Here is a 17,268-nt window from a genome sequence, read left to right as displayed (position 1 = left end):
CAGAAGAGATTGATCATGCTGCCACCTGATGTTGAGTTGATGTGCGCTACGGGTCGTTCGTTCGCTCGAGCGAGCGCTGCCATAGGCGGCGGGCTCACGCTGTTGCCGCACATGTGAACCTGTTGGGTCTTGGTGAATGGCTTACCGTCGGCGCCGTGTGTTATGACGTAGTCGGCGGGGAAGCCCTGAGCCTTGTAAAGCTCGGACGGGTTGAGCATCCGCAGGCAGATGTCGACGATCACGTAGGGCGTGCCCTTGACCATGACGGTGACTAGCGCCAAGCGATCCTTGGTGGTGATGGTTGGTGCTGGCTCACCCGCACCGCTCACGTTCTCGGTGCCGTAATAGCTGATCAGGAATGCGGCGACGCGCAGTGCACCTTCCTCATGCTCTGGGGAGAGCCTGAGCGATAAGACAGAGCTCACCCGCCGTCACGGCAGGCGCTGGCTCATCCAGAGGCTGACCGACACTGGCACCGAACTGCCTTTCCATGAACGCGCTGACCAGTCCGTGGTGCTGGCCGCCTGCGCTGATCGTGTGCAGAGGTTCGGCGGTGTCCCGCGCGTCACAGTTGCCGCGAAGGTGCACCAGGCTTGCGGCCACCAGTTGCTGCTGGCTTCCGGTGTAGGTGACCGTCGTCATTGGCTCGTCGACGCCCTTGGCGTGCGTCGTGTTGAAGCCACCGTTCATCTGAGCCATGAACGCTGTCGACAAGCCCATAGCGTGGGCTGCACCAGCGGGCCGTTGGTAGTTCCCTCCGCTTGTGATGGTCGGCAGAGGCTCGTCAAGCGCCTTGCCTGGGTCGTTGAATCGAAACTTCACCAAGTGCGCTGCGGCCAGCGCGTGTTTGACGCCACCGGCAACGACCGTTCCTAATGGCTGATCGATACCCGGCACGCGAGGCTGTTGGCCGTCGCGCTCACCGTAGCCAGACTGGATCAGGATAGGGCTGATCAGCGTCAGTTCGCCGCGGTTGGCGCACGTCATCGTTGGCAGCGGCTCAAGTGGATCGTTGATGCGATCGCTGCCTTGATGGGTGGCTGGTGCGATGACCGGGCTGACGACCGAGAAAGCGCCGCCCTTTGGATATGATGTGATCGTGCGCAGCGGCTCGTTGGCCGATTGCACCGTTTCGCCCGACCAGTTCGCAATCGGCACAATGAACGGTGCCGGGTTGTCGATTACGAATTTCTTCATGCCCTTGGCCACCCGCCGCAAGGTAGCCGGTGCAAGGTCTTTCTTGCGCCCGAATATGCTTTTGCCGAGGTCGGTGAAGTCGATGCACTCTGCTGCGGTCCTCCAAGGCTTCTGCCCTTTGGCGGGGCGCTTGGCGTGGGTCGGCTCTGGCCACACGATCGGCTGCCCGTCGCAGCGGGCAATCATGAACAGGCGTTCCCGGCTGGTCGGCGCGCCGAAGGCGCACGCTCGGATCACACGCCACTCGACGGTATAGCCCAGGCGCTCCAGCTCGGCCATGAACACCGCCCAAGTCTGGCCGCGCTTGGCAGGGTCTGGCACCAGAAACTGCTGATCGACCGGCACAACCTCACCCGGTGCAGCAATACCGCCGCCCAGCTTCACGACCCGCCCGGTCGATTTGCAACGCTTGGCTACCAGCGGCCCCCACTGCAGGATCTGCTTCACGTTCTCCAGGCTGATGACGCGGGGTTTCTTCTTGCCTGCCCACTTCAAGCCGATCCAAGACAGGTTGCGGATCTCGCGCCTGCGCGGCTGCCCGCCAGCGGCCTGGCTGTGATGGGTGCAATCCGGGCTCATTTGGAACCAGCCCACGGCCTTGCCACCGCATTCGGTATCCGGATCGCCGTCGAATACATCGGTGGTGAAGTGCTTCGCACCTGGGTGATTCACGGTGTGCATGCTGATCGCCGCCGGGCTGTGATTCTTGGCCACGCTGACGGTGCGCCCAAGGCCCATTTCCAGCCCGGTACCGGCACCGCCGCCGCCACAAAAGAAGTCCACAACGATCTCATCGTCTTGCGGATTGAAGCCAAGGCCTTACTGGGTTTTAAAGTCGAAGGGGTGTTCTTCTGGTGAGCGGACATAGTTCATCCTCGCCGGGGTGGCGTGAGTCGTTGAAGTGGGGTATTGGTGTTCACCCCGGCAGATCGCCGGAGCAAGGAGATAGAAACGATGGGAATTGGTAACTGCTGCTCAGCTGCAATGACTGAAGTTGAAGACACAGGAAGTTCGGACAAATTTCTGAACTACGGAACAGATGAAAAAGGATCAAACCTTGTTACCAGCTATGAGTGCAAAGAGTGCGGCGATAAATGGTCGCTTGAGGTGCAGACACAAGCGCCTGACCGGAAGAATTGGTTCCCTGCTGATCAGTCGCGCTTGAATTAGATAGCCATCTCGCTCTGCTTTTCTCGCTGCCAGATAGGCGAACTGTTGTGTGCTTCAATCCGGTCGCCGATAACGCAGGCGCGCTGCCCTGCTGTAGGTGGTGCGTACATACCGAATCGGCTGATGCTGCCGCCGTTGACAGCAGCGTTTGTCGAGTCGGCTGAGGTGAACGGAAGGTGCTGGAAGATGGCGGGGTCCAGCATCCTCAGCCGTGGAGTCGACACATGGGGCGGCCTTGCTCGTCGCAGATCGCGTCCATCGCGGCAGCCATCCGCTTCCACAATGCAGATGTGCTTGGTGACTCCCATTGGCCGGAACTGCCAAAGGCCACCGTTGGCCATTCGCTGGCAAGCCGATGCAGGCGCTCGATCGACTCATGCAGATGCCAAACCGGTACGCCGCGCAAACCGCTGGGCCACGCCGCCAGTAGCACGTCGTTTGCCTTCTCATCGCCGTCGATAACGTCGGGGATCAATGCCCAGTCGAAACCCGGGTGCCGGTGCCAGTCCTCCACCCAGCGGGTGTAACCCTCCACGTCAAGCGTGCCGCGCTTGTTCCAGATCTAGAACGCGCCATTGTCGAACACGAACGACTGACAAACCTCGGCGACGATGCCCATGTCATCCTGGCGAGGGAAGGGCACCAGCGCGTGCCGACCGGCAAGGAATCTGGCGCCGTCCTGGCGGGTGCCGTCGACTGGGGTGCCGTGGTAGTGGATCATCTGCTTAGCCTCACTGTTTCAATCTCGACGCCTTGGTGCGTGACGATCATCGTCTGGTCTCCGCCGAAGCGCTCCGACAAATCGTCAGCAATGCGTTCGTGATACCCAGACTTGATGAGCGCCGTCGCTGTCTTGAGGTGCGTGCGTATCTCCAGCTTGTAGATGATCGTGTCACCGTCCGAGGGGCAGACGGCCGTGAACGTGTGCCGGTAGGTTTTCATGGTTCATCCTCGCCGGTGTGGCGTGCTTGGAAAAATGTGAATTGACAAATCATGCCGACATGAGATGTTGGTTCTTCAATCAATCGGCGTGAGGTCTTGGCAATGGGACAGGCGAAGCGGGAAATGGAACGGGAAGAGGAAAAGCACGGGATCGCACTATCTATCCTACTTAAAGCCAACGCTTTGAAAGAGTGTCGGGCCCACCCCGGAACGTATCTAGATCAAGAAACAGGGCTCAACGAGGCTTTCAAACACGTGGCGTTTCACTATAAGCGCGGCGAGTATCAGATATTTGATGATCAGAAGGATGCAACCGATTCCATCACCAGCGCTTTTGAGAGTTTTGCCGCTCAAGAGTGCTATAGCTGCGAAAAGCATCGTAATGATTGATTCCGTTGCCTTTTCGGCAGCCGCCCGCCTGCCGAGGCGTTCAGCGCAATAGGTGAGGGTGGGCAGTCAAAAACCTTCGTCGTACTCTCGTCGGGTTCTGCGAGGGGCCGCTTTAAGTGCGGCTCTGTACTGGTCTTCGCTTCCTTCTTGTCCAAGCACCACTCACCGGCTATTTCAGCTGGTTCGCAAAGCAGCAAGTAGTCGGCGCTATGAAAGCGGTTTATGTTGGGCCTGTAGCGAACCATGCGATATTCGTGCTTTTGATACCGAGGCATCTTGATGCCCAAGAAGTGGGCAAAGCTGTCGTAGCACTCGCTCTCATTCAGGTAGGCGTCAAAATTCGTGCGCTTAGGTGCAGGTGGCATTTGGGCAGTGGCGAATCGTTCGCCTTCTTCGGTCGCGAAATAGAGAATTTCGTTCTGATCGCAAAACGCTGGTGGCTTTCGACTTCCCATCAGCCCCAGGGTCACCAGAGCCTCCAAATCCGTCATGTCGTCGTGGCCTGGGCCGGCAAGGAAACGGTTTCGATATACGGTTCGGCTGTCGCGACAATCAGGTCGTAGGCCTAGCGCGTGCCAGAGCAGGCCTACCTGCGCCTCGGCAATGGTGTTTCTCCATGCATGCGCCGCCCTCCGTGTCTAGTGGTGGCAATTTGGGTTGGAATGGGGTATTACGGGCGCTGCGTTAAGTTAAATGGATTATTAGTTTTGGCCATGGGCATTCTGCTAGGCCTTTTCAGAGGGAAATTTAGTCATGACGACTACCGTGTACGACGCGATCGATACTTTCATCACAGCTGGTAAGGTCAGCGCACCTGATGCGCAAAATCTCTTATCGCTTTACTCGAGCAAGGTACAGGCGCAGCTCATCTGTGCAATGTACGTTGGGCGAGATCACATTCACGACACTGAATTGAAAGAGCCAGGAGAGAACTACATCGGTTACACCGACCACATATCTGCGGAAGACTACTCTCAAATCATTTATGAGAAAAATGTAAATGTTCGCACATATCTTGAGAAAATCATGGAATGCGCTCGCAACTCCGGCTTTGATCTGACTAGGCTGTAAGCGTTACGCTTCAAGTACGATCTGAAAGAAGACCTAATCGCCCGAATCCTGCTGAATCATCAGCATGCTCTTGCGGTGAAACTCCAACGCCACGAATTTCGACACTATGATTTCGTGGCGTGGAACTTCATGCACCAGGCTGAGAAACTGCCCAGTGCCAACTGAGCATCATTGCCCACCTTCGCCTCAAGCACTGACTTGAACTCTTGCGCGATCTCTTCGCGCTACCCGTCCTCATCAGTACAGCGAGTCGTCAACGCTGTCGGGCTGGCGTGAGTCGTTAAAGTGGGGTATTGGTGGCTGCCCGACATGAGGTCGGTATTGGAACCGTGGATCTAAAGGACGCTTTGAATTTCGTATCACTGGGCACCGGACTATTTTCCGCTTTCTGTTGGGTTTGCGCTGCCTTTGTAAGGGTAAAGCCCCCACCGGAATTCAGAGAGGTATCCGACGGTATGTATCACGGTCACATAATCGCCAACGGTGCGGACCTTGTGCCTACCGTCAGAGCTCAGGCGAAATGGAACAGCGCCGCTGCCATATCAGCAGCATTTATGGTGTTGGTTCAGATCGTGGCGAATATGACGTCAGGCTGAGCGCAGTCCCGAAACACATCCATTTGCGACGCGCCATCCAGCCAGGCTGTGTTGATAAGAGCGCGGGCAATAGCCGCATACTCCGGGTTAAACTCGCAGATGATCGACCGGCGACCTTCCTGAATCGACACCAGCGACGTGGTACCTGCACCGCCGAATGGGCCGGCGCGCCACGCCATCGCGAGGCGCGCCGGCCAGGATGCTGGGTCTGATCAGGTCGGGCGGGAAGGTGGCGAAGTGGGCGCCCTTAAATCCCTGCGTTGGAACTGTCCACACGCTACGCTTCGCATATCCAATGGGTAATCGCTGTCATCCGATCAGGTCTATGGGTACCTATTTTCTGGCCAGGAATCACCTGTTCCCGCTTCGAGTCTTCCCGCTTAAAGCTGTCCCGCCTGCTGCGCACTGCTTTCATCTTTCATCGGCCCATTGGCTTTGCCTGGGACTCTATTGCTGCCATGTTGTTGCTCAAGATACTGAGCCATTCGCACGATCGAGCTGAGTGCTACAGATTCCGTGACCGCATTCTGGTCGTAGTAATAGCGAGGCGACTTGCTCAGCAGGAACAAGTATTCCTGTGACTTTGTGAACCTGTCTCGGGTACTTTCAGGCATCGGGTTTGGCTTGTGCCCGATTATGTCCTGACGCAGATACCAGCCGTCACTCTGGAGGGTGAACGCCAGGCGCCAGGGAGTACCCGTCAAGTCTTTCTGTTTGAGCCCCATCGGTGGCAATCGCCGCTTGCCACGCAGCAAAGCTCCACGCATAGCCTGAGAAACCATGTCGTGCTTGCCTGCTGACCCAACAGGTGCACAGCCCCCAGCGATGGAGGCGTATATAACCCCCATTTTCACCTAGATCGTGCCGTCAGAGCGGAGCACCCGGCGCACTTCTCGAAACGCGTCTACCAAGCGGGCGATGAACTCAGCAGGCGTTTTCTCGAGGCCGATCTGGCCTTCGACGCCATAGTCCAGCAGACCGTGGTCGGGCGGGCTGATCACGCACATATGCACGGTTTCATCTAGCAGCGTGCGCATCATGTCGATGCCGTCGCCTATCAGTATCTGGTGGAGCTGGCTCATATCGAATTCCAGGCATGCGCCTCCCTCCGTGTCCGGTGGTGGCAAATTAACAGCAAATGGGTTTTGATGTTCGGTAATTCAGCCTTTGGAGCAATTCATGCCAGACTTTCCATTAGTGCCAGCAGTCGCAACTCTAATTGCAGGCGCGCTTGCCGCTACCGTTAGCCTTGTAGCATCAATTTTGGCGAAGGATCAGAAGACGTCAGAGTTCCGGCAGTCTTGGATTGAAGGTCTGCGTGATGATGTGTCGCAGTTGATCGCTCACCACGAGGTTTCATGGCATATGTCGGAAATTGTGAGGAAAAAATCTAAGGAGGAGGTCCAGAAGTACATTTTGGAGCACCAAAAAGAATGGGTCGAGATATACATGCTGGAATCCCGAATTCGGCTGCGACTTAATCCTAATGAACACCAAGGAATCATAGGGCTTCTGGACGAAGACTCCAGTGATATAAAAAGCAAGGCTGAGCATAAAGATTTTATTAGAATGTTAAGCGCGGAGACTCAAAAGGTCCTAAAAAACGAGTGGGATAGGGTGAAACTCGGCGAGTCATCAATAATATGGCTGCGCAGGGTATCCAAGGCGTTTATTATTAGCTCCTTGATCGCAGCTATTATCACTGCGGGGTATCATTCTTGCCCGGAACTGTCCTGCCTGTCGTCTCTGTAATATCATTCATGGCACCTGATCATTCATCCGCATGCACTTCCGGTAAAATTCCATCGGCAAGATTTCCGACATTATTGTTTCTTGCATGGAATTTAGAAATCAAGCCGAGAAGCTACCAAGCGCCAGTTGCGCTGCGTCACCTACGTTCGCTTCAATCACTGACTTGAACTCTTGGGTAATCTCTTCGCGCTGCACGTCCTAACCGACTCAGCGCAGTTGCATGGCGTTGAGCGAAGCAATGGGAGCGTCCAGAGTAATAGAAGGGGCGGTTCAGGCGGCGATGTGCTTGAGCTGGATAGTGAGCTGGGTTTTTTCGGCCGGCTTTCGTCGACGAGGCCTGATAATTCGTCGAGGGTAATGGAATCGCCCAGCTTGGCTTGGGCCATGGGATAGCTGACCAACGTGCTGGTTTTCTCGCGAGCGGCCTCGTTTGCGATGTCCTCGCTCTCGACAAAGTCGCTGAACGCCTTCAGCAACGTTCGCGTTTCGCCCGGTCCGTTGATGCTTTCTTGGCAGCCAATGAAGTCACGGAAGTAATCATTGCCCCGACGACCCTGCTTACCCTTGAGGTACGAGATGTACTGCTTCGACTGAGGGTTGTTCTGCCACTCGCTCACGTTGATGCACGCGGCCAGGCGGATTTGGTCGAGGTCGAGGCGGTTCACCGTCATCAGCGCCAGCTCTTTGGTCATGGTCGCCGCTTCGGTTTCCTGCACCAGAGCGAAAACCAGATAGTCGTTCAGTCCTTGCTGGTAGTGGCAGTAAAGGGCATGCCTGCCGGTGGTTAGGTTCGACTCTTCCATCAGCTTTGTCAGGTGCTCGACGGCGCTGGCGCTGAATCCCAGCAAGTCGATATCTCCGGCCATGTACTTGCCGAGCCAGCCGCTAAACGGGAAAGCGCCTGACTGTGGGTAAAAGTACCCCATCCCTTGCCAGTGGTTGCGTTGTAGCTTTCGTTGAGTTGACTCATCAGATCGTCGCGGGCTTGGCTCTCGACCTACTCGGCAGCGCCAAGGAACAGAACGGCAGGACTGCCGTCAGGCTTCTTGTCGATTTTGTAGATGACGCTGTGACGTACAAGCTTTTTTTTACCTAGGGTAGGCGCCGCCCTCTGTATCCGGGGGTGGCAAGTTGCTAGGGAAGGAGTATTCTTACGAGATTGAGTAACGATTACTCGTAGCACCTGTGGAGAATAGAAAAAATGGATATTTGGGCCGCTGACAAGCTAGTCTTGTTCATAGCATTCGTCATACCAGGCTTCCTAAGTATTAAATTTTACCAACTTATATTCCCAGGGACGATTAGAAACGCGTCTGATCAATTAGTGGACGCAATCGCTTACAGTTGTATAAATTACGCCCTGTTATTCTGGGTCGTTGTTTACGTTGAGAGTCATGGCTTACGGGTTGTGCATCCAGTTCTTTATTACCTGTTTTATGTTTTTGTTTTATTCGTCTCTCCGTTTCTGTTGGTGCTAATCTGGAAGTGGCTGAGAACGCATGAGAGATTTAAGGGCTCCGCGCCGCATCCGACCGCAAAACCGTGGGATTACGTCTTCAAGCAGGCTAAGCCGTATTGGATCGTCGTTTATCTCAAAAACGGTAAAATGGTTGGCGGTAAGTATTCGGGGCAGTCATTTGCCTCCAGCTATCCTGTGGAGGAACAAATATTTTTGGAAGAGGCATGGCTCGTTAAAGCCGATGGCATACTGGATCGTCCCATCACAGGTAGTGCCGGAGTGCTGGTCATGGCTTCGGAGATTTCTTATCTTGAATTTTCTCAATTTCAATCAGGAGATGGACATGGCAGATAAAGATCTGACGAATAATGGCTACCAACCCGCACCAGAAAAGGTCGAGAAAGGTTACCAGCCAGTTTTAGATACTCCTCATCGACCGAATCCCCATAGTGGTTATCAGCCTATCAGCAGTGGTGATAGCCCTACCAACGTGCCTGCTCCGCCAAAGGAGCGATAAACTCATCGCCCGCATCCTGCCGAAGCATCAGCATGCTCTTGCGGTGAAACTCCAGCGCCACGATATTCGACACTTTGATTTCGTGGCGCGGGACCTGAAGAAAGCGAATCGCTTCAACCGGGCCCAGCGCATGAAGGTGGTGAATCATCAGGGTCCTGGCCTCGGCCTGCTCCTCAATCTGCGCCCACCCCATCAGTTCGCTCAGCGCCTGTTTCGTGCCGGGCCGAACCCTTAGCCGCAATTCCTCTTCCCGGCCTTCTGCCGCTTCATTTCGCCCGGCTGCTGCTGGGGTAGTCCAGGCTGTACTTCTGAACGATTCGCCTGATGACGGTGCGGTTGATCCCGGTCAGCTTTTCGGCCTTGAAGTGGCTGACGCCCAGGTCGCGCATTGCCTCTATACGCTTGAGCAGCGCCAGGTCCTCTTCCTCCTCAACATACTTCCGCTGATCCGCGCCGTTGTAGCGGGGCTTGCGGGGTGGCGGCTCTTTACGTGGAGGGCGGGGCGCGACCTGAAACGACCCAAGGTCGCGCACCGTTCCACCGCTGCGCTGAAACTCGTTTAAGGCCTCGGACAGCTCGGATGACTTTGACTTTGCGCGGTTGGCTTGGATGGTACTCAGTTCGGTAGCGATCATGCTGCCAACTGCGTGATGGTTACTCCGTCCATTTGGGAGTCAGCGCCTTGGATGTGCACCAGATCGTCCAGCGCGCCCCAGTTTACGGTGAGGACCGAGATTGGAGTCTGGCCTTTACCAGCGCATGAAGATCGGTAGCGGTGACATTCGCTTCAAGCTTCGTCGGCTTGGGGGAAGATGCTACGGTAGACATCTTTGGTGATGCCTGTTCGACCGGTATGGGCGCCGCAGCGGCTTGTGGTGCGGTCGCGCTGGCTTTCACTTTTTGAGCACCGGTATCTCTCTCGACTTTTGCGGCAGCGGCAAGCTTTCCAGATTGGCACGGTGCAGCTCCAAATCGGAGGCATCACGCAGGCTTTAGTCATACGTAATAAAGGCGATCGACGACAGAGGCGCAGGTCTTGATCACTGCGTCGACAAGCTGCGTCTGGTGATCCAGCACACAATTCACCAGATGGATTTTTGTGCGGCGACACCGCCGTCGTTGTAGGCAGACAGTCCAATAAACGACTGTTTTTCCGAACCAAAACAAAAAGGGCCTACCCGGCAAAATGCCCGGTAAGCCCTTTATATATGTGGTGCCCCGAGCCGGGGTCGAACCGGCACGTCCAAAGGACGAGGGATTTTAAGTCCCTTGCGTCTACCAATTTCGCCATCGGGGCGGTAGCGCCAAGAGCAGGGAATATATACACCCGGCCCCTATGAAGCAAGCTTGAAAGCGTCCCGAAAGGTACAAGACGCTGCTTTTTTGCCTGTTAGAAATGCTTGGCAAATCATGAGGCTACGAAATTTTATTGGTGCAAAGGCTGACGTGCCGTGATCCGGCGGCTCAGGCTTTGCTGTCTTTCACCACCGTATCGTTCACCACGGCCTCGACCTTGTCAGCCAGTATTCGCAGGTAGCTCGCCAGGGCGACTTCTTCCAGGCGCAGGCCTTTGCGTTGTCGGGAGCGGGGGAGTTTGGCCAGGTTGCCGAGCAGGAAGCCTTCCAGAACCGCCGGGTGGATGTAGCATTTTCGGCAGATGGCGGGGGTGTTGCCCAGTTGTTTCGAGACTGCCTTGACCATGTCGACGATGTGCCGTTTGGCGTCGGCCTCTGGCTCCCAGTGCAGTTTTTGCAGCGTTGCCAGTGCCAGCGCACTGGCAGCCCAGGTTCGGTAGTCCTTGGCGGTGAAGTCCGAGCCGGTGAGGCTTTGCAGGTAGGCATTGATATCGGAAGAGGTCACCGCGTGGCGCACGCCGTCTTCGTCCAGGTACTGGAAGAGGTTTTGTCCGGGCAGCTCCATGCAGCGCTTGATCACATTGGCCAGACGTCGATCCTTGACGCTGACTTTATGCTCGACGCCGCTTTTGCCGCGGAACTCGAAGAGGATCTGGCCGCCTTTGACTTCGACGTGCTTGTTGCGCAGGGTGGTCAGGCCGTACGAGCGGTTTTCCTTGGCGTACTGGCTGTTGCCGATGCGGATCAGTGTTGCGTCCAGTAATGAAATGACCGTCGCCATGACTTTTTCCCGGCCCATGCCCGGCTGAGCGAGCTGTGCTTCGATCTGCTTGCGCACTTTGGGCAGCGCATGGCCGAACTCGATCAGCCGCGAGTATTTGTCCTGATCACGTATTTCGCGCCAGCGCGGATGGTAGCGATACTGCTTGCGCCCGCGGGCGTCGCGGCCGGTGGCCTGCAGGTGACCCAACGGGTCGGCGCAGATCCACACTTCGGTGTAGGCGGGCGGGACTGCCAGTGCGTTGATGCGCTTGATCTTCGACTCGTCCTTGATGCGCTGACCCTTGGTGTCAAAGTACGCGAATTTGCCGCGCAGTACCTTGCGCGTAAGACCCGGTTGAGTGTCGTCTACGTAATGCAGTTCACTGGCGGGCTGGCTGATGGCAGTCGAGTCAGGCATGGCTAAGTTCCAAAGGCAGTTAAAAACACTGACCTCGGGCTTTTACGGTGGTGCCGTTTATTTGCTGCGTGGCTGTTTTTTTCGAAAGGTCAGGCCAGCACCGCGACCGCCTTGATCTGCGCCCAGAGCGACTGACCTCTGTGCAGGTTCAGTTGGTCGCTGGAATAGCGAGTGATGCGTGCGAGCAGCGGCGTGCCGCCAGCGTCCAGCTTCACCAGAACGTGTGCCGAATTGTCGGCCAGCGCTTCCTCGATCACCGTGACCGGCAAGCGGTTGAGGATGCTGCTCTGGTAATCGGGTTGCAGGTTGAGGCTGACATCCCGGGCCTGGACCTTGATGCGCAGCAGGGTGCCGACCTGCATCTGCGCGTGGGCGACGCGCATGCTCAGTTTGCTGTCGGGCAGGGTTACGGTGAGCAACTGGTAATGCTGATCATAGGCGCTGACCGTGCCTTCGATGACCACGCCTGCATCACTGCCCATCGCCAGAGGAAGGTCCAGCCGCGCCAGGGTTTCGTGGATCGGACCGCTGGCCAGCACGGTGCCTGCCTCGAGCAGCACCAGGTGGTCCGCCAGGCGTGCGACTTCATCCTGAGCATGGCTGACGTACAGCATGGGGATGTCCAGCTCGCGGTGCAGGCGCTCCAGGTACGGCAGGATTTCACTTTTACGCCGGGTGTCCAGCGCCGCCAGCGGCTCATCGAGCAGCATCAGCCGCGGGCTGGTCAGCAGGGCGCGGGCGATGCCCACGCGCTGGCGCTCGCCACCGGACAGCTTGTCAGGGTTGCGCTGCAGCAGGTGATCGATGCCGAGCAGTTCGCTGGCCTGCGGCAGTTGAATGCGGCGCTGCTGGCGCGGGATACGTTTCATGCCGAACTCCAGATTGTCCCGCACCGACAGATGCGGGAACAGGCTGGCTTCCTGAAACACATAGCCGATCGCCCGTTTGTGCGGAGCCAGGAAAATACCTTCTTCGGTGTCCTGCCAGACTTCATCGTGAACGCGGATGAAGCCCTGATCGGCTTTTTCCAGGCCGGCGATGCAGCGCAGGCAGGTCGTCTTGCCCGAGCCGGAAGGCCCGAACAGCGCGGTAATGCCTGATCCCGGCAGGCTCAGGTCGGTACGGACGGTGAAATCCGGGTAGGCCATCTGCAGGCGAACTTCTATAGGCGACGCCATAACTCAGCTCCATCCCGTTCTGGATTTGCCACTGGAATAAAGCGCCAGCAGCACCAGAAAGGAAAAGACCAGCATCGCGCCGGCCAGCCAGTGCGCTTGCAGGTACTCCATGGATTCGACGTGATCGAAGATCTGCACTGACACCACACGGGTTTTCTCGGGAATATTGCCGCCGATCATCAGGACCACACCGAACTCGCCGACCGTGTGCGCGAACCCGAGGATGGCCGCGGTGATAAAGCCCGGCTTGGCCAGGGGCAGAATCACGTGAAAAAAGGTGTCCCAAGGCCCCGCCCGCAAGCTGGCTGCGACCTCCAGAGGGCGCGTGCCGATCGCTGCAAACGCGTTCTGCAGCGGCTGCACGACAAAAGGCATCGAGTACAGAACCGAGCCGATCACCAGGCCGGCAAAGCTGAAGGTCAGTGTGCCCAGTCCCAGGCCTTGCGTAAGCTGACCCACCGCACCGTTGGGGCCGAGCAGCAACAACAGGTAAAAACCGATAACGGTTGGCGGCAAGACCAGGGGCAGGGCGACGACTGCGCCAATCGGCCCCTTTAGCCATGAATCAGTGCGCGCCAGCCACAGCGCAACGGGCGTGCCGATGATCAGCAGGATGACAGTGGTCAGCGACGCCAGTTTCAGCGTCAGCCAGATCGCCGCGATGTCGGCACTCCCCAGCGGCATTTACAGCTGGTATCCGAAGGACTTGATGATCGCGGCGGCTTTCGGGCCCTTGAGGTACTCGACCAGCGCCTTGGCAGCGGCGCTGTCCTTGCCTTTGTTGAGGATGACTGCGTCCTGCTTGATCGGGTCATGCAGGTCATCCGGTACGATCCAGGCCGAGCCGCTGGTCAGCTTGCCATCCTTGTAGATCTGCGACAGGGCCACGAAACCCAGCTCGGCATTGCCGGTGGACACGAACTGGTAGGCCTGGGTAATGCTCTGACCTTCGACGATCTTGGCTTTGGTGGCCTCGGTCAGGCCCAGTTTGCTCAGTACCTGAGTCGCCGCGAGACCGTAGGGGGCGGTTTTGGGGTTGGCGATGGACAGATGTTGATACTGATTGGCCTTGAGTACCTGGCCCTTGCTGTCGACGTAACCATCCTTGGCCGACCACAACGCCAGTGTGCCGACCGCGTAGGTGAAGCGCGAACCCTTGACGGTGTCGCCTTCCTGCTCGAGTTTTGCCGGCGTGGTGTCGTCAGCCGAGAGGAATACCTCGAACGGCGCGCCATTTTTGATCTGCGTATAGATCTGACCGGTAGCGCCAAACGCAGCGACGAGCTTGTGGCCGGTGTCCTTCTCGAAGTCAGTGGCGATCGCCTGGATCGGCGCGGTGAAATTGGCCGCCACGGCGACTTGCACTTCGTCGGCAGACGCATAGGCTGCGGCAGAGGCGGCAAAGGCCAGCACGGAGAATTTGAGAATGGCGCGCAGCGTGGTCGTTCGCATGAAGCAGCTCCTTGATGATGAAAACGCACGCCATCGGGGTAAGGGCGTTTCGCTATATAAATAAATATATAGCGTCAGCCTGTTGTTCTGAAAGCACTGTTTTATCGCGGAGACAGAATTTTCAGCGCATTTTCAGCCAGTTGCCGCGTCAGCTCGGTGGCTCCCAGCCGATGTTTGATACCGACTGCCTGGCCTGCCCAGAGGTTCACGAAGTCACTGCTGCCCAGTTTCTCCGCCTGCGCGCGGAGCGGCATCAAGGCACCGCCCGCCAGCGGAAACGCCGGGGCGAGCGGGCTGATGGGGCCGGCTTCGCGCATGATCCGATTGACGATGCCTCGCGCCGGACGCCCGGTGAAGAGGTTGGTCAGAGCGGTCTGGCTGCCCGTGGCATCGTGCAGCGCCTGACGGTGCAGGGCGCTGACGCTGGCTTCCGGGCAGAACAGATACGCGGTCCCGACCTGTACCGCCGAAGCGCCCAGAACAAATGCCGCCGCGACACCGCGACCGTCTGCGATACCACCTGCGGCGATGACCGGGATGCTTGTGGCGTCAGCGATTTGCGGGACCAATGCAAAGGTACCGACCTGGGTGTGCAGTTGATCGCTGAGGAACAGCCCCCGATGGCCGCCTGCTTCGTAGCCCATGGCAATCACCGCGTCGCAGCCGTGTTGCTCCAGCCAGATCGCTTCCTCGACCGTGGTGGCTGACGAGATGATCTTTGCACCCGTGGCCCGGACCCGATCGAGTAACGATGGCTGCGGAAGGCCGAAATGGAAACTCACCACTTCCGGCCTCAATCGTTCGATCAGCGTGCAGCTGTCGCTGTCGAAAGGTGCGCGGTTGGAGACCGGTGTCGGCGCATCGAAATCGGCACCCAATTCCTCGTAATAGGGCTTGAGCGACTGCTTCCAGCGTTCGGCGCGCTCGGCATCGTGGGCCGGAGGCTGATGGCAGAAGAAATTCAGGTTCAGCGGAGCGTTACCGGTCTGCTGCCTGAAAGTCGCTACTTCCTGTTCGATTTTCTCAGGGGTGAGCATGGCGCAGGGCAATGCCCCCAAGCCGCCAGCCTGAGCCACAGCAATGGCCATCTGCGATCCGCTGGCGCCCGCCATGGGGGCTTGCAACAGCGGCAGTTCGACGGCAAACAGTTCAGTGATGCGGCTATCTGGCCATTGACTCATGTGTTTCTCCGGCAGGCATTCAGGCAATGCTCATTGAGCGCGCGAATGGCGTGAATGGCAAACGCCACGTCGAGCGTCGACAAGCCGGCAGGGCCATTCGGTTGACATAAAAAACGATCGGTCTACTATTCGGGCATGACTCAGCCAACCACCTCGCTACCCACTCCCTTACTCGCCAGGCCCCGGCGTCCCGGCCGGCCGCCAAAGGTTGATCGCGATAACCTCGAGACCCGCGAGGCGCTGCTGCGTCGCGGTCTGGAAGTGCTCACCGAGCAGAGTTTTTCGGCCACGGGGCTGGATTACATCCTCAAGGAAGTCGGTATTCCCAAAGGCTCGTTCTATCACTACTTCCCCAGCAAGGAAGCCTTTGGCCGGGCGGTGCTGGATGAGTACGCGCGCTATTTTGCGCAACGGCTCGACCACTGGCTGCTGGATGAAGCGCTTTCGCCACTGGAGCGACTGGTCGGCTTTGTGCAGAGCGCCAAGGGCGGTATGGCGCGACACGACTATCGACGCGGTTGCATGGTCGGCAATCTGGGCCAGGAAATCAGTCTGTTACCGGACGGATTTCGCGAGGTACTGGAACAGACGCTGCTGGACTGGCAGTCGAAACTGGCGGGTTGTCTGAGGGCTGCGCAATCAATGGGCGAGCTGGCTGCAGACGCTGATTGCGATGAGCTGGCCGCGTTTTTCTGGATCGGCTGGGAGGGCGCAGTGCTGCGTGCCCGGCTGGTTAAAAGCGCTACACCATTGAACACGTTCATTGCCGGCTACCTTCGCGGTTTGCCGCAATGATTTCTCTTCAGAACTATTTAAAGACGATCAGTCTAAATTGGAGGCGCATATGTTCAAGGGCATCTTGATCGACAAGGATGAGGCGGGCTACCACGTCAATCTGACCGACATCGACGAAGCGCGGCTGCCCTCGGGCGACGTGACGATCGACGTGTCGCACAGCACGCTCAACTACAAGGACGCGCTGGCGATCACCGGTCAGAGCCCGATCGTGCGCAGCTTCCCGATGGTCCCGGGTATTGACCTGGCCGGTACGGTTGAAGCCAGCGATACCCCTGAGTTCAAGGTCGGGGACAAGGTTCTGCTCAATGGCTGGGGCGTAGGCGAAGGGCATTGGGGCGGGCTGGCGCAAAAGGCCCGGCTCAAGAGCGAATGGCTCATTCCTTTGCCAGAGGCCTTCACGCCGGCGCAGGCGATGGCCATCGGCACGGCGGGCTACACCGCGATGCTCAGTGTCCTGGCATTGGAAAAGCACGGCTTGACCCCGGACCACGGTGATGTGCTGGTCACCGGCGCCAATGGTGGGGTCGGCAGCTTTGCCATCGCCATCCTGGCCAGGCTCGGCTATCGGGTCATTGCTTCCACCGGGAGGGCCTCGGAAAGCGACTACCTGCAGCAACTCGGCGCGGCACAGATCGTTGACCGGCAAACCCTCTCGCAGCCTGGGCGACCGCTGGCCAAGGAGCAATGGGCGGCGGCAGTCGACTCTGTCGGCAGCCATACATTGGCCAACGTGTGCGCCGGTATTCGTTATCGCGGTGTGGTGGCGGCCTGTGGCCTGGCGCAGGGCATGGAGTTTCCGGGGTCGGTTGCGCCGTTCATTCTGCGCGGTGTCACGCTGGCGGGTATCGACAGCGTGACTCGCCCGCGCGCGGATCGGCTGGAAGCCTGGTCGAGGCTGGCGAGCGACCTGGACATGTCGTTGCTGCCACTGATCAGCCGTGAAGTCGGCTTGAGCGAGGTGATCGACCTCGCGCCGCAATTGATTGCAGGGCAGGTTCGTGGGCGGATCGTGGTGGATACTGCACGCTGA

At 57.9% G+C, this 17,268-nt stretch carries 18 protein-coding genes, 1 tRNA gene and 3 pseudogenes; 7 read left to right on the top strand and 15 right to left on the bottom strand.

Translation table 11 applies throughout. The features are described 5' to 3' along the window. Window positions 1-13: 13 nt before the first annotated feature. A pseudogene (locus AC54XV_RS14645) lies at window positions 14-2,063 on the bottom strand (DNA cytosine methyltransferase). An 88-nt stretch (window positions 2,064-2,151) separates the two neighbouring features. On the opposite strand from AC54XV_RS14645, the gene AC54XV_RS14640 reads away from it, so the two are divergent. After that, the gene (locus AC54XV_RS14640; protein WP_152999820.1) at window positions 2,152-2,367 is read left to right on the top strand and encodes a hypothetical protein; all 216 of its coding nucleotides are present in this window, start codon (window positions 2,152-2,154) and stop codon (window positions 2,365-2,367) included. A 205-nt stretch (window positions 2,368-2,572) separates the two neighbouring features. Here AC54XV_RS14640 and AC54XV_RS14635 read toward each other — a convergent pair whose 3' ends face one another. Genes AC54XV_RS14635 through AC54XV_RS14625 form a run of 3 tightly spaced genes read right to left on the bottom strand, consistent with a single transcriptional unit; the run spans window position 2,573 to window position 3,309 of the window. Next, window positions 2,573-2,902 (bottom strand): hypothetical protein, encoded by a 330-nt coding sequence (locus tag AC54XV_RS14635; protein ID WP_235592043.1) that lies wholly within the window; start codon window positions 2,900-2,902, stop codon window positions 2,573-2,575. Between the two features lie 27 nt (window positions 2,903-2,929). Continuing rightward, window positions 2,930-3,088, bottom strand: coding sequence for a hypothetical protein (locus AC54XV_RS14630; RefSeq protein ID WP_235592044.1), 159 nt, complete (start codon window positions 3,086-3,088; stop codon window positions 2,930-2,932). Continuing rightward, on the bottom strand, window positions 3,085-3,309 hold the full coding sequence (locus tag AC54XV_RS14625; protein WP_058398287.1) for a hypothetical protein: 225 nt from the start codon (window positions 3,307-3,309) through the stop codon (window positions 3,085-3,087). The genes AC54XV_RS14630 and AC54XV_RS14625 overlap by 4 nt, the downstream gene beginning before the upstream one ends. Window positions 3,310-3,411: 102 nt before the next feature. On the opposite strand from AC54XV_RS14625, the gene AC54XV_RS14620 reads away from it, so the two are divergent. Then, entirely contained in the window at window positions 3,412-3,699 is a 288-nt protein-coding gene (locus AC54XV_RS14620; protein ID WP_058398288.1) for an Ea8.5 family phage-derived protein, read from the top strand. Here the strand turns inward: AC54XV_RS14620 and AC54XV_RS14615 are convergent. Next, entirely contained in the window at window positions 3,669-4,190 is a 522-nt protein-coding gene (locus AC54XV_RS14615; protein WP_192873883.1) for a hypothetical protein, read from the bottom strand. The two genes, AC54XV_RS14620 and AC54XV_RS14615, sit on opposite strands and share 31 nt — an antisense overlap. A 262-nt stretch (window positions 4,191-4,452) precedes the next feature. Between AC54XV_RS14615 and AC54XV_RS14610 the strand changes: the two genes are divergently transcribed. Continuing rightward, the gene (locus tag AC54XV_RS14610; protein WP_058398290.1) at window positions 4,453-4,770 is read left to right on the top strand and encodes a hypothetical protein; all 318 of its coding nucleotides are present in this window, start codon (window positions 4,453-4,455) and stop codon (window positions 4,768-4,770) included. A 565-nt stretch (window positions 4,771-5,335) separates the two neighbouring features. Here AC54XV_RS14610 and AC54XV_RS14605 read toward each other — a convergent pair. After that, window positions 5,336-6,448 (bottom strand): annotated as a pseudogene (locus tag AC54XV_RS14605) (DNA-methyltransferase). Between the two features lie 97 nt (window positions 6,449-6,545). Here AC54XV_RS14605 and AC54XV_RS14600 point away from each other — a divergent pair. After that, entirely contained in the window at window positions 6,546-7,118 is a 573-nt protein-coding gene (locus AC54XV_RS14600; protein ID WP_058398291.1) for a hypothetical protein, read from the top strand. A gap of 311 nt (window positions 7,119-7,429) precedes the next feature. Here AC54XV_RS14600 and AC54XV_RS14595 read toward each other — a convergent pair. Continuing rightward, a pseudogene (locus tag AC54XV_RS14595) lies at window positions 7,430-8,235 on the bottom strand (nucleoid-associated protein); the annotation flags it as partial. Window positions 8,236-8,319: 84 nt separating this feature from the next. On the opposite strand from AC54XV_RS14595, the gene AC54XV_RS14590 reads away from it, so the two are divergent. Beyond that, on the top strand, window positions 8,320-8,931 hold the full coding sequence (locus AC54XV_RS14590) for a DUF6338 family protein (protein ID WP_058398293.1): 612 nt from the start codon (window positions 8,320-8,322) through the stop codon (window positions 8,929-8,931). A 128-nt stretch (window positions 8,932-9,059) separates the two neighbouring features. Here AC54XV_RS14590 and AC54XV_RS14585 read toward each other — a convergent pair whose 3' ends face one another. From AC54XV_RS14585 to AC54XV_RS14550, 8 genes are all read right to left on the bottom strand, one after another. Then, entirely contained in the window at window positions 9,060-9,335 is a 276-nt protein-coding gene (locus AC54XV_RS14585) for a hypothetical protein (RefSeq protein ID WP_080395945.1), read from the bottom strand. A 25-nt stretch (window positions 9,336-9,360) separates the two neighbouring features. Next, window positions 9,361-9,729: a hypothetical protein gene (locus AC54XV_RS14580; RefSeq protein ID WP_058398294.1), complete on the bottom strand. Its 369-nt coding sequence runs from the start codon at window positions 9,727-9,729 to the stop codon at window positions 9,361-9,363. Window positions 9,730-10,305: 576 nt separating this feature from the next. Next, window positions 10,306-10,391: transfer RNA gene (locus tag AC54XV_RS14575), tRNA-Leu, on the bottom strand. 167 nt (window positions 10,392-10,558) lie between these two features. Continuing rightward, window positions 10,559-11,629 (bottom strand): DNA topoisomerase IB, encoded by a 1,071-nt coding sequence (locus AC54XV_RS14570; RefSeq protein WP_058398295.1) that lies wholly within the window; start codon window positions 11,627-11,629, stop codon window positions 10,559-10,561. Between the two features lie 89 nt (window positions 11,630-11,718). After that, entirely contained in the window at window positions 11,719-12,807 is a 1,089-nt protein-coding gene (gene modC, locus AC54XV_RS14565; RefSeq protein ID WP_058398296.1) for a molybdenum ABC transporter ATP-binding protein, read from the bottom strand. 3 nt (window positions 12,808-12,810) lie between these two features. After that, window positions 12,811-13,491, bottom strand: coding sequence for a molybdate ABC transporter permease subunit (modB, locus tag AC54XV_RS14560; RefSeq protein ID WP_058398297.1), 681 nt, complete (start codon window positions 13,489-13,491; stop codon window positions 12,811-12,813). Continuing rightward, window positions 13,492-14,259 (bottom strand): molybdate ABC transporter substrate-binding protein, encoded by a 768-nt coding sequence (gene modA / locus AC54XV_RS14555; protein WP_024660820.1) that lies wholly within the window; start codon window positions 14,257-14,259, stop codon window positions 13,492-13,494. A gap of 101 nt (window positions 14,260-14,360) precedes the next feature. Beyond that, entirely contained in the window at window positions 14,361-15,440 is a 1,080-nt protein-coding gene (locus AC54XV_RS14550) for an NAD(P)H-dependent flavin oxidoreductase (protein WP_058398298.1), read from the bottom strand. A gap of 135 nt (window positions 15,441-15,575) precedes the next feature. Between AC54XV_RS14550 and acuR the strand changes: the two genes are divergently transcribed. Both acuR and acuI read left to right on the top strand, forming a co-directional pair. Continuing rightward, on the top strand, window positions 15,576-16,235 hold the full coding sequence (acuR, locus tag AC54XV_RS14545) for an acrylate utilization transcriptional regulator AcuR (RefSeq protein ID WP_058398299.1): 660 nt from the start codon (window positions 15,576-15,578) through the stop codon (window positions 16,233-16,235). 49 nt (window positions 16,236-16,284) lie between these two features. Next, complete coding sequence (gene acuI, locus AC54XV_RS14540) at window positions 16,285-17,268, top strand: acrylyl-CoA reductase (NADPH) (RefSeq protein WP_003400957.1); 984 nt, start codon at window positions 16,285-16,287, stop codon at window positions 17,266-17,268.

The organism is Pseudomonas fragariae (ex Marin et al. 2024) (assembly GCF_059621105.1).
Note: the sequence above shows the minus strand (reverse complement) of the source record. Positions and strands in the feature narration are given on the sequence as shown.